The sequence below is a fragment of the Microbacterium gubbeenense DSM 15944 genome, from assembly GCF_000422745.1.
In the GTDB taxonomy this organism is placed as follows: domain Bacteria; phylum Actinomycetota; class Actinomycetes; order Actinomycetales; family Microbacteriaceae; genus Microbacterium; species Microbacterium gubbeenense.
In genome coordinates this window covers 205,749-218,047 of sequence record NZ_AUGQ01000001.1, presented here as the reverse complement: position 1 = coordinate 218,047, position 12,299 = coordinate 205,749, and the positions used below count along the sequence as shown (strand labels likewise).

Below are 12,299 nucleotides of genomic sequence, written 5' to 3'. Positions count from 1 at the left end.
CCAAAGGATCCACTTTGTCGAAGCCCGTCGTCCTTCTTGCAGAGCAGCTTTCCCCCGCAACCGTCGATGCCCTCGGGCCTGATTTCGACGTCCGCTCGGTCGATGGGACCGACCGACCGGCGCTCTTCGAGGCCCTGGCCGATGCGAGCGCCGTCCTGATCCGCTCCGCGACGAAGATGGACGAGGAAGCGATTTCGCACGCGCCGAACCTCAAGGTCATCGCCCGCGCGGGCGTCGGCCTCGACAACGTCGACATCAAGGCCGCCACGACGGCCGGCGTCATGGTCGTCAACGCGCCGACCTCGAACATCATCTCGGCCGCCGAGCTGACCTGCGGCCACATCATCAGCCTGGCGCGCCACATCCCCGCGGCGAACGCCTCGCTGTCGGACGGCGCGTGGAAGCGCAGCTCGTTCACGGGCACCGAGCTGTTCGAGAAGACCCTCGGCGTCATCGGCCTCGGCCGGATCGGCGCGCTCGTCGCGGCCCGCATGCAGGCATTCGGCATGCGCGTGGTCGCGTTCGACCCCTACGTCACGCCCGCTCGCGCGCAGCAGCTCGGCGCCGAGCTCGTCTCGCTCGACGAGCTCGTCGCGCAGGCCGACTTCCTGACGATCCACATGCCGAAGACTCCCGAGACGACGGGCATGATCGGCGAGGCACAGCTGAAGGCGATGAAGAAGACCGCGTACGTCGTCAACGTCGCTCGCGGCGGCCTCATCGACGAGCAGGCCCTCGCCGCGGCCCTCGAGGCCGGCGAGATCGCCGGCGCCGGAATCGACGTGTTCACGCAGGAGCCGCCGGCCGACGACTCGCTCACGCGCCAGCACCGCGCCGTCGTCACCCCGCACCTCGGCGCCTCGACCGCCGAGGCGCAGGAGAAGGCGGGCGTCTCGGTCGCGAAGTCGGTCAAGCTCGCGCTCGAGGGCGACCTCGTGCCCGACGCGGTCAACGTCGCCGGCGGTGCGATCGATCCGTTCGTGCGCCCCGGCATCGCGCTCGTCGAGAAACTCGGCCAGGTCTTCAGCGGGATATCTCACGGACCCCTCACGAGCCTCGAGATCGACGTGCGCGGCGAGCTCGCGGAGTACGACGTCAGCGTCTACAAGCTCGCGGCGCTCAAGGGCATCCTCGGCAGCGTCGTCAGCGAGAAGGTCTCCTACGTCAACGCGCCCATCCTCGCCGAGCAGCGCGGCATCGAGACGCGTCTGAACGTCGAGAAGGACAGCCCCGAGTTCCGCAACCTCACCACCCTCACCGGCACGCTCTCCGACGGCACCGTTCTGTCGGTCGCGGGCACGCTCGCGGGTACGCGCATGGTGCAGAAGCTCGTGGGCATCAACGGCTACGAGCTCGATGCGCCGCTCGCCGAGCACCACCTCGTGATCCTCTACAAGGACCGCCCCGGGGTCGTCGCGGTCTACGCCGAGCAGTTCGGCGAGAACGGCATCAACATCGACGGCCTGCAGGTCGCGCGCGCCACCGGCGAGGAGGCGCTCTCGGTCGTCACGGTCGACAAGCGCGTTCCCGATGACCTCCTCGCGCGCATCGCCGGCGCGATCGACGCCCGCATCATCCGCCAGATCGAGATCGTCGAGGCGTAGCAGCACCTTTCGGACCGCGCCCCTCGCCGCTCGGCGGGGGGCGCGGTCGTCTCGGGATGAACAGAACAGGAATCAGGCAGTGAGTCTCTCCACCGACGCGATCGCCACCGACGGCCCGCGCGCAGGATGGCGCGCATGGGCCGCGCTCACCGTGCTGATGCTGCCCGTGCTGCTCGTCTCGATGGACAACACGATCCTCAACTTCGCGCTGCCCGCGATCGCGCGCGAGCTCGAACCGACGAGCGCCGAGCAGCTCTGGATCATCGACGCGTACTCGCTCATGCTCGCGGGCCTGCTCGTCACGGCGGGCTCGTTCGGCGACCGGATCGGCCGGCGCAAGATGCTGCTCTTCGGCGCCGTCGGGTTCATGCTCGTGTCGATCGCTGCGGCATTCGCGCCGACCGCCGAGTGGCTCATCGCGGCGCGCGCGGCGATGGGCGTCTTCGGCGCTACGCTGATGCCGTCGACGATGTCGCTGCTGCGCTCGACGTTCCGTCACCGCGGCCAGCGCCGCATCGCGATCGCCGCTTGGTCGGGCGCCTTCGCCGCGGGCGGCGCCCTCGGCCCTGTCGTCGGCGGGTTCCTGATCGAGCACTTCCCGTGGCAGAGCGTGTTCCTGCTCGCGGTTCCGATGGTCGCGCTGATGCTGATCGGCGCGCCGATCTTCATCGTCGAGAGCCGCGACCCGAACCCCGGTCCGATCGACGGCTGGGGCATCCTGCTCTCGATGCTCGCGCTCGCGCCCCTCGCCTACGGCATCAAGGAGCTCGCCGTGACGGGCTGGCCGGGCGCGATCGGCATCGTCGCGGGGCTGGTGTTCGGCTGGCTGTTCGTCCGGCGCCAGCTGCGGATCCCGCACCCCATGCTCGACATGGCGCTGTTCCGGCGCCGCAAGTTCTCTGGATCCCTCGCCGTGAACCTGTGCTGCGTCATGGCGTACATCGGCTTCCTGTACTTCGTCTCGCAGCACCTGCAGATGATCGCCGGGCTCTCGCCCATGGAGGCGGGCCTCGCGCTCATCCCGGGCGCCGTGTGCTCGATCGTCGCGGGCTTCGTCGTGACCCCCTTCGCGAGCCGGTTCTCGGCGGCGATCGTGGTGCCGATCTGCCTCGCGATCGGCGCGGCGGGCCTCGTGCTGGTCGCGTTCGCCGGAGCGGGCGACGTCTGGATGCTCGTGGTCGCGTTCGTCGTCATGGGCGGCGGCGCGGCGGCGGCGCAGACCGTCTCCGGCGAGCTGATCATCTCGTCGGCGCCGGCCCACCGCGCGGGCGCCGCGAGCGCCATCAGCGAGACCGCATACGAGTTCGGCGCGGTCCTCGGCACGTCGATCCTCGGCGGGATCCTAACGGCCTGGTACCGCACGGCGCTCGTCATCCCGGAGGGCGTGCCGCAGAACCTCGCCGGGCACGCGCGGGAGACGCTCGCCGGCGCCATGAACGCGGCAGAGCAGCTCGGCGGCACCGCGGGCGGCGCACTCGCGGAGGCGGCGGCCGCCGCGTTCGACGGCGGAATCACCGTCACGAGCCTCATCGGCGCGGCGCTGCTCGTGATCGCGTGCGTCGTGTCTGCGACTACGCTGGGATCAAGCCGCACGGTGGCGTCGCGGTGATCGATCCTCCCTCCCGAGTCAAGGAGCATGAATGTCGCGCGTCGTGAAGTTGGCCATCATCCCCGGTGATGGAATCGGCCCCGAAGTCATCGCCGAGGCCGACAAGGTGCTCGACGCCGCGACGAACGGAAGCGACGTCTCGTTCGACAAGACGCACTTCTCGCTCGGCGCCGACCGGTTCATCCAGACGGGCGACGTGCTCACCGATGACGACCTCGCCGCGCTTGCGGCGCACGACGCGATCCTGCTCGGCGCCGTGGGCGGCACGCCGAACGACCCGAGGCTGGCCGATGCCAACATCGAGCGCGGCCTGCTGCTGAAGCTGCGCTTCAGCCTCGACCACTATGTGAACCTGCGCCCGTCGAAGCTGTTCCCGAGCGTGCCCGGCCCGCTGAAGAACCCGGGCGAGGTCGATTTCGTCGTCGTGCGCGAGGGGACCGAGGGATCGTACGTCGGAAACGGCGGCGTGCTGCGCCAGGGCACCGAGCACGAGATCGCGAACGAGCTCGGCGTGAACACCGCGCACGGCGTGCGCCGGGTGGTCGAATACGCGTTCGATCTCGCCCAGAAGCGCCGCGGCAAGCTCACGCTCGTGCACAAGACGAACGTCATGGTCAACGCCGGCAAGCTCTGGGCGCGCATCACGGCGGAGGTCGGCGCAGAGCACCCGGATGTCGCCGTAGACTATATGCACATCGATGCGGCAACCATTCACATGGTCGACAACCCGAGCCGCTTCGACGTCATCGTCACCGACAACCTCTTCGGCGACATCCTCACAGACCTGGCCGGGGCGATCACCGGCGGAATCGGTCTCGCCGCCTCGGGGAACCTCAACCCGTCGGGCGCATTCCCATCGATGTTCGAGCCCGTGCACGGTTCGGCGCCCGACATCGCGGGAACCCAGAAGGCCGATCCCACTGCCGCGATCGGCTCCGTCGCACTGCTCCTCGAGCACCTCGGCCTCACCGCCGAGTCTCAGCGCGTGACCCGCGCGATCGAGGACGACCTCGCCGCACGGACCGGCGAGCACCGCACGACGGCACAGGTCGGCGACGCCATCGCGGCGCGCCTCACGGCCTGATCCACAGATTTCGCGCAACCGCGCCGCGCAGACAGGAACGCACATGACCACGACCGACCCCGACCTCACGACGCTGGACTTCCAGGTCACGAAGAACCTCGCCGCGAAATCGCCGGCGGAGCGCGAGCAGCTGCTCGCCGACCCGGGATTCGGCAGCGTCTTCACCGACCACATGGTCGACGTGTGCTGGTCCGAGAAGGGCGGCTGGCACCGTCCGCGCGTGCAGCCGTACGGCCCGATCTCGCTCGACCCCGCCGCCGCCGTCCTGCACTACGCGCAGGAGGTGTTCGAGGGCATGAAGGCGTATCGGCACGCCGACGGATCGGTGCACACCTTCCGCCCTGAGCAGAACGCGCGCCGCTTCAACCGCAGCGCCAAGCGCCTGTCGATGCCCGAGCTCCCGGAGGGCGTGTTCATCCAGGCGCTCCGCGAACTCATCGCGGTCGACGAGGCCTGGGTGCCCTCGGGCGAGGACCAGACCCTGTACCTGCGCCCGTTCATGTTCGCCAAGGAAGCCTTCCTCGGCGTGCGCCCGGCGAAGAAGTACGGGTTCTATGTGATCGGCAGCCCCGCCGGCGCCTACTTCACGGGCGGCGTGAAGCCGGTCTCGATCTGGCTCAGCGAGACCTACGCCCGCGCGTCGGAGGGCGGAACCGGATCGGCGAAGACGGGCGGCAACTACGCCTCGAGCCTGCTGCCGCAGTCGGAGGCGTACGACAAGGACTGCGACCAGGTCGTCTTCCTCGACGCGCACGGCAACGTCGAGGAGCTCGGCGGCATGAACATCGTGTTCGTGAAGAAGGACGGCACGCTCGTCACACCCGCCTCGGACACGATCCTCGACGGCGTGACCCGCAACTCGCTGCTGCAGCTCGCCGAGGATCGCGGACACTCCATCGAGCGCCGCCCGATCTCGCTGAACGAGTGGCGCGAGGGCATCGCGTCGGGCGACATCGTCGAGGTGTTCGCGTGCGGCACGGCCGCGGTCGTGACGCCGATCGGCACGCTCAAGGCGGCCGGCTTCACCGACGAGCAGCCCATCGGATCCCTGGCGCTCTCGCTGCGCGAGGAGCTCACCGACATCCAGTACGGGCGCCGCGAGGACCGTCACAACTGGTTGTACGAGCTGTCCTGATCCCAGTCGATCTCGGGCGACGCGTGGAATCGGATGCCGGCCTCGCGCCACGCCGGTCCGCGTCGCCCGACCCGCGCGCGGAATGACGCCCAGTCGCGCTGAGGCGAGCCGAGCGGCCGCGACCACGCCGCCTCCGCCGCAGACGCGATCCGCGGGAAGGCCATGGCCTCGACAGCGGTCGCATCGGCGATCGTCTCGGTCCACATCGCCGCCTCGACGCCCAGGATGTGCTCGTCCGTGATGCCCGCGATGACGTCGGCCGGATCCCACGCGTACGAGCGCTCGACGCTCGTCGGGCCGTTCGCCCACGTCAGTCCCATGGGCGACGAAGCGTCGTACTTCATGTCGAGGTAGATCGCGTCGGCGGGGGAGAGCACGACCTGTCCGCCGCGGGACACGGCGCGGATCACCCTTCTGGCGTGCTCCGGGTCGGGGTCGAGGAGTCCCCAGAACTGCACGACGGATCCGTCCGGGAGATCGGCGTCGCCCGCCTCGTGCCACGCGACCGGGGTCTTCCCGGTCTCGGCGACGATCCTCGATGCGAGCGCCACCAGCGCGCGATAGTCGTCGGTCGAGGTGCCGAGCGCTTCGTCGCCGCCGAGGTGGACGTACGGCCCGGGCGTCATCGCGGCGACCTCGCCGAAGACGTCGCGCAGCAGAGCCTCGGTCCCGGCCGCGTCCGCGCGCAACGACGAGAACCCCACGCCGAGCCCCGTGTACGGCGCACCGGCGCGCGGCAGCTCACCGCCGTACTCCGCGGTGACGGCTACGACCTCCTCGCCGATGACGGGATCCGCGACGAGATCCGGGTGGCTGAGGCCGAGCGCATGCGTGTGGCCCGGCACGTCGATCTCGGGAACGACGATCATATGGTGTCGTTCGGCGGCCTCGACGATGAGGCGCACGTCGTCTCGCGTGTAGAAACCGCCGGGATCCCCGCCCGTGCTCGACGACGAACCGCGCTCGGTCAGCTCGGGGTGCGAGGCGATCTCGACGCGCCACCCCTGGTCGTCGGTGAGGTGCAGGTGCAGCGCGTTGAGCTTCAGCGCCGCGGCGCGGCCGATGAGCGAGATCACGGTCGAGGCGGAATGGAAGTGCCGGGCGACGTCGAGCATGACGCCGCGGTACGCGAAGCGCGGCTCGTCCCGGATGTCCGCGCAGGGGAGGAAGAAGCCGTCGTCGTCGCGGTCGATGAGCTGTTCGAGCGTCTGCTCGGCGTAGAACGCGCCGGCCGCGGTCGAGGATTCGATGACGACGCCGTCGCCGTCGACGCGCAGCGCGTAGCCCTCGGCGCCGTACTCGGCCGCGCTGGTATCGCGAGAAGCGTCGCGCGCGAGCGTCGCGGCGACGGCGGATCGCGTGCCCGCGCCCTCCGCGCGCAGCGCACCGCCGGTGAGCGTGACGGACGTCGGCCAGGGCACGAGAGCGGGTGTCATGCCCGGGACGCTAGCACGTGCGTGCCGCCAGGTCGAGGCAACATCACGGTTTTGTAAAGGTCACTCACAAAATGGCGCAGACCCTTGCGCGATGCCCGTTTGTAAGCTTTCCTTACAAACATGCCGAAGACGGTCCTCACGACGCACACGGCCACCGGAGCGGGTCGCGGTGGCCGCGTCAAAGCGCTGCCCGATCAGATGCGCCAGCACAATCGCTCGCTCGTTCTCACCGCGCTGTTCCACGATGGGGCGATGAGCCGCGCGGACCTCGCGCGGACGACGGGGCTGACCCGCGTCACGATCTCGGCGCTCGTCGGCGACCTCGTGACGGCGGGCCTCGTCCGCGAACAGGGCGCACGCGAGGCGTCGGGGCCGGGCAAGCCCGCCGTCGTCGTCGACCTCGACCGCACCGGCCTCACGATCATCGGCGTCGATCTCTCGGGCTCGCACGAGATCCGCGGCGCCGTGCTCGACCTGTCGGGCACCGTGCTGCATCGATCGAACGTCCGGCGGCCGGCCGACGGTGACGCGTCCGAGACGCTCGCGATTCTCGAGCGGCTGATCGACGACCTCCGCGAATCGGCGACGGGACGGGTGCTCGGCGTCGGCGTCGGCACGCCGGGAATCGTCTCGGACACCGGCGTCGTGGTCGCGTCCCCGGACATCGGCTGGCACGATCTGCCGCTGCAGGAGAACCTCCGCGAGCGCACGGGCCTTCCGGTGTACGTCGCCAACGACGCCGACGTCGCGACCCTCGCGGAGCGCACGCTCGGCGGCGCGGGCGAGAACTTCATGCTCCTCAAGATCGATCGCGGCGTCGGCGGCGGCGTGGTCGTGCGCGGCGAGCTCGCGCGCGGCAGCCGCTATGCCGCCGGCGAGGTCGGCCACGTCACGGTCGGCACCGATGCCGGCCGCCTCTGCGCGTGCGGCCGCCGCGGATGCCTCGAGACGTGGGCCTCGGTCAGAACGATCGAGACGCGGATCTCGGAGGGCGAGCCCGCCGAGCGCGTCCTGCGCGAGGCGGGGGAGCGCGTCAGCATCGCGATCGCACCGGTCGTCGGTGCCCTCGACCTCTCGGAGGTCGTTCTCTCCGGCCCGGTGCAGCACCTCGACGGCCTGCTGCGCGACACGGCGGAGCGCACGCTGCGCGAGCGCGTCTTCCTCCACGACGACGTGCAGGTGCGGATGTCGGCGCTCGGCGAAGACGTCGTCCTCCTCGGCGCGACCGCGATGCTGCTGCACGGCGAGCTCGGTATCACCTGATTCCGGTGGGCACAGGCGCCCGCCATCCCGAACGAACGAACAGACAAGGAAGTCCTCTCATGAATCGCAAAACGATTGTCGCCACCGGGGCGATCCTCGCGGGCGCATCGCTCGCGCTCGCAGGCTGCTCCAGCGGATCCGGGGGATCCGCCGCCGACGCCGAGCCCGCCGACTCCGGCGAGCTCACCGTGTGGCTGGTCGGCACCGATACGCCCGACGAGGCGCGCGAGCTGCTCGCGTCGACCTTCGAGGAACAGAACGACGGCTGGACGCTGCACGTCGAGGAGAAGACCTGGGCCGACGTGTCGGAGAGCTACGTCGCCGCGCTGCAGTCCAACGACGCCCCCGACGTCGTCGAGGTCGGAAACACGCAGGCGATCGGCTTCATCGACCAGGGCCTCTTCGCCGATCTCACCGATATCCGCGGCGATCTCGGCGACCTCAACCCCGGCCTCGAAGAGTCCGGAACCGCGGACGGCGTGTTCTACGCCGCGCCCTACTACGCGGGCGGCCGCGTCGTCTTCTACTCGCCCGAGAACGTCGATCCCGACAACCTGCCGACCACGCTCGAGGAGTACGTCGACCAGGGCATCGAGTACCGCACCGACAGCATGTCGGGCATCTACGCGCCCGGCCGCGACTGGTACAACATGCTCCCGTACATCTGGTCGTACGGCGGCGAGATCGCGGTGCAGGACGGCGACACCTGGGACGCACAGTTCTCGAGCGCCGAGTCGCAGGAGGGCCTGAAACTGCTGCAGAAGGTCTACCTGGAGGCGACGAACGCGCCGACCGACGGCGACGAGGCCGATGCCAACGTGCCGTTCTGCGCGGGCGAGACCGCGTTCCTGTCGGCGCCGGCGTGGATGGCCGGATCCATCACCGCGCCGGAGGACGCCGAGGTGCCCGGCTGCGCCGAGACCTACGGCAAGGACCTGCGCGCATTCCCGCTGCCGGGGCTCACCGAGGGCGAACCCGCGCCGGTCTTCGCGGGCGGATCGAACGTCGGCGTCGCCGCCCTCAGCGACAGCCCGGCGATGGCGAAGGACGCCGTCAAGATCATGCTGTCGAAGGAGTACCAGGACGTGATGGCCGCGGCCGGCCTGACGCCCGCGCTCCTCGACTCGAACGAGGCGCTTCCCGACACCGACGTCGCGCAGTCGCAGGCGGCCGCTCTGGCCGTGTCCAAGAGCGTGCCGACGACGGCGAAATGGCAGGAGGTCGAGTCGAGCCTCGTGATCCAGGATTCGCTCGTGCGCATCGCGCAGGGCGATGACACCGCGGAGGTCGCGGAGGCGCTCGACCAGCGGATCGAGGAGATCCTGAACGGCTGACCCGGCTCGGGGCGGGCGCGCACCATGCGCCCGCCCCGCACTCCTCGTCCCGGAAGGACACCCCGTGTACGCAACAGCTTCCGTCGCGCCCGCGCGCGCCGAACGCGCCAGGCGGCGCCGCAGATCGCAGTCGATCTCCGCCTGGGCCCTCCTCGTGCCGTCGATCGCGCTGATCGCGCTGATGGTCGGATACCCCGGCCTGACGATGGTCTGGCAGTCGTTCACCGACTACCAGGTGCGCAACAAGATCCAGGGCACCCCCGCGAGCTTCGTGGGGCTCGACAACTTCACCAAGATCCTCACGAGCAGCGACTTCCCGGAGGTGCTCGCGCGCACGATCGGCATCATGGTTCTGACGACGACCCTGATCATGATCGGCGGCGTCCTGATCGCCGTGCTGATGACGAAGCTCGGCCGCGCGATGCGCCTTCTCGTGTCGGTCGGTCTGCTGCTGGCCTGGGCGATTCCGCCGCTGACGGCGACCGTCGTGTGGGGCTTCATCTTCGACACCGAGTACGGGCTCGTCAACTGGCTGCTCAACACCGTGACGGGCACCAACGACTGGCACAACCACCCGTGGCTGCTGAACCCGTGGACGTTCGTGATGGTCCTGACGATCATCGTCGTCTGGGGTGCGATCCCGTTCGTGGCGTTCACGTCCTATGCTGGCCTCGGTCAGGTGCCCCGCGAGACCCTCGAGGCGGCCGAGATCGACGGGGCCGGCGGGTGGCAGCGGTTCTGGGGAGTGATCTTCCCCGCGATCCGCCCCGTGCTCGGCGGCGTGCTGATCCTGCAGATCATCTGGAACATGAAGCTGTTCACCCAGGTGTACGCGCTGCAGAGCCGCGGCGGCATCGCCGCCGATACGAACGTCCTTCCCGTGTACCTCTTCCGCCAGGGTATCGGCGAGTTCGGCGAGACGAGCGCCATCGGCATGCTCATCGTCGTGATCATGCTCGCGATCAGCTGGTACAACATTCGCCTGCTCCTGAAAGAGGACGACTGATGACGGCCCTCGCCACCCGTGCCCTCGTGACCCCCGCGCGGCGCGCGCGCCGCTCGCCCGCGTCGCCCGTGCGCCGGCCCGCTCACCGGATCCTCTTCAACGTGCTGGGCGTCATCGTCTTCGCGTGCTCGGTGTTCCCGGTGTATTGGATGGTGAACCTCTCGTTCACGCCGGGAAACCAGATCATCAGCCGCGATCCGTCCGTCGTGCCGCGCGAGCCCACGCTGCGCAACTTCGTCACCGCGTGGACGCGCCCCGCGGCCCCCGGCCAGACGGACTTCCCGAACGCGCTGAGGACCAGCCTGCTGATCGTCCTCGTGGTCGTCGTCGCGGCGCTGTTCGTCGCGTTCCTCGCCTCGATCGCGCTCGCGCGGTTCCGCTTCCGCGGGCGGCACGCGTTCATCGTCGGGATCCTCGTCGTGCAGATGATTCCCGGCGAGGCGATGATGTTCACGGTCTACAACCTCGTCGACGACATGCGCCTGATGAACACCCTGATGGGGCTGGCTCTCGTGCACATCGCGTCGGTGATCCCCTTCACGATCTGGACGCTGCGCGGCTTCGTCGCGGGGGTTCCGATCGAGCTCGAGGAGGCGGCGCAGATCGATGGATGCTCGAAGCCGCAGGCGTTCTGGAAGGTCACCTTCCCGCTCCTCGCGCCGGGGCTGGTCTCGACCGGCATCTTCGCGTTCATGCAGTCGTGGAACGAGTTCACGATGGCGCTGCTCATCATGAAGGGCAACAACCTCACGCTTCCGACCTGGCTCAACTCGTTCCAGTCGGCGACCGAGGCGACGAACTACGGCGCGGTCATGGCGGGGTCGACGCTGATCTGCATCCCGGTCGTCATCTTCTTCCTCATCGTGCAGGGACGCATGACGGGCGGCCTCGTCGCGGGCGCGGTGAAGGGATGAGCGCCGGCGTGCGCGTCGGCGTCGACGTCGGCGGATCCACGACCGAGGCGGTCGCGCTGAACGGCGCGGGATCGGTCATCGCGCGCCACGAGCGCGCCACGATCCCCGGGGCTGCCGGCGTCACAGGCGGCATCATCGCCGCGATCGAGGCGGTCTCGGCAGATGACGTCATCTCGTCGATCGGCATCGGCGTGCCCGGCCGGGTCGCGGACGGGCACGTTCACGATGCCGTGAACCTCGGCATTTCCGAAGCGGATCTGTCGGGGCCGGTCGCCGCGCGGTTCGCAGCCGTCGTGCACCTCGAGAACGACGTGCGGGCCGCGACGCGCGGCATCGGCAGGCAGAAGCAGATCGCGTCGCTCGCGTACCTCAATCTCGGCACGGGCGTCGCGGCGGGCGTGCTCGTCGACGGGCGCGTCAACGGCGGATCCCGCGGGGTCGCGGGCGAGATCGGGCACCTCTCCATCGATCCGGCCGGTCCGGTGTGCGCGTGCGGCCAGCGCGGCTGCATCGAGGCGTTCGTCGGTGGCGGCGCGATCGCGCAGCGCACGGGCGGCGGGCCGTTCGCGGTCCGCGACGCGTTCGATCGCGCCGATGACGGGGATCCCGCCGCGCGCGAGGTCGTCTCGGGCGTCGCGCGCGGCGCCGCGGCCGCGATCCGCACGCTCGCGCTCGCGGTCGATCCCGAGCGCATCGTCATCGGCGGGGGCATCGCCCGGCTCGGCGACCGGCTCCTGGCGCCGGTCATCGGCGAGCTCGAGCGTGCGGCGAACGGCTCGGCGTTCCTCGGTTCGCTGCGCCTGGCCGCCCGCATCGAACTCCTGCCGCGGGGCGTGCCGATCGGCGCGATCGGCGCCGCGCTCTCGGACGCGCGGAGCGCGGCGATCGGCGTCGGCGCGGGATAGGCTGATCCC

The 12,299-nt window shown here is 70.0% G+C and carries 10 protein-coding genes; 9 read left to right on the top strand and 1 reads right to left on the bottom strand.

All coding sequences use genetic code 11. The features are described from left to right. Positions 1–14 precede the first annotated feature (14 nt). The 4 genes from serA (at position 15) to G510_RS0101070 (ending at position 5,432) form a co-directional block, all read left to right on the top strand. Positions 15–1,604: a phosphoglycerate dehydrogenase gene (gene serA / locus G510_RS0101085; RefSeq protein ID WP_029152079.1), complete on the top strand. Its 1,590-nt coding sequence runs from the start codon at positions 15–17 to the stop codon at positions 1,602–1,604. A 79-nt stretch (positions 1,605–1,683) separates the two neighbouring features. Further along, positions 1,684–3,213: an MFS transporter gene (locus G510_RS0101080; protein WP_036321430.1), complete on the top strand. Its 1,530-nt coding sequence runs from the start codon at positions 1,684–1,686 to the stop codon at positions 3,211–3,213. A gap of 31 nt (positions 3,214–3,244) precedes the next feature. Continuing rightward, positions 3,245–4,297: a 3-isopropylmalate dehydrogenase gene (locus tag G510_RS0101075; protein WP_029152077.1), complete on the top strand. Its 1,053-nt coding sequence runs from the start codon at positions 3,245–3,247 to the stop codon at positions 4,295–4,297. Positions 4,298–4,340: 43 nt separating this feature from the next. Further along, positions 4,341–5,432, top strand: coding sequence for a branched-chain amino acid aminotransferase (locus G510_RS0101070; RefSeq protein ID WP_029152076.1), 1,092 nt, complete (start codon positions 4,341–4,343; stop codon positions 5,430–5,432). On the opposite strand, the gene G510_RS0101065 is transcribed toward G510_RS0101070, so the two are convergent. Further along, a complete protein-coding gene (locus tag G510_RS0101065) occupies positions 5,405–6,868 on the bottom strand; it encodes a family 20 glycosylhydrolase (protein ID WP_029152075.1) in 1,464 nt (487 codons plus the stop codon). The genes G510_RS0101070 and G510_RS0101065 overlap by 28 nt on opposite strands. Before the next feature lie 120 nt (positions 6,869–6,988). Here G510_RS0101065 and G510_RS0101060 point away from each other — a divergent pair, with 120 nt between their 5' ends. From G510_RS0101060 to G510_RS0101040, 5 genes are all read left to right on the top strand, one after another. Continuing rightward, positions 6,989–8,131, top strand: a complete 1,143-nt coding sequence (locus G510_RS0101060) for an ROK family transcriptional regulator (protein ID WP_029152074.1) — start codon at positions 6,989–6,991, stop codon at positions 8,129–8,131. A 59-nt stretch (positions 8,132–8,190) separates the two neighbouring features. After that, positions 8,191–9,465 (top strand): extracellular solute-binding protein, encoded by a 1,275-nt coding sequence (locus G510_RS0101055; RefSeq protein ID WP_029152073.1) that lies wholly within the window; start codon positions 8,191–8,193, stop codon positions 9,463–9,465. 64 nt (positions 9,466–9,529) lie between these two features. Then, positions 9,530–10,471, top strand: a complete 942-nt coding sequence (locus tag G510_RS0101050; RefSeq protein ID WP_029152072.1) for a carbohydrate ABC transporter permease — start codon at positions 9,530–9,532, stop codon at positions 10,469–10,471. Then, positions 10,471–11,385, top strand: a complete 915-nt coding sequence (locus G510_RS0101045) for a carbohydrate ABC transporter permease (protein WP_084644132.1) — start codon at positions 10,471–10,473, stop codon at positions 11,383–11,385. The genes G510_RS0101050 and G510_RS0101045 overlap by 1 nt, the downstream gene beginning before the upstream one ends. Next, positions 11,382–12,290: an ROK family protein gene (locus G510_RS0101040; RefSeq protein WP_245563200.1), complete on the top strand. Its 909-nt coding sequence runs from the start codon at positions 11,382–11,384 to the stop codon at positions 12,288–12,290. The genes G510_RS0101045 and G510_RS0101040 overlap by 4 nt, the downstream gene beginning before the upstream one ends. Positions 12,291–12,299 lie beyond the last annotated feature (9 nt).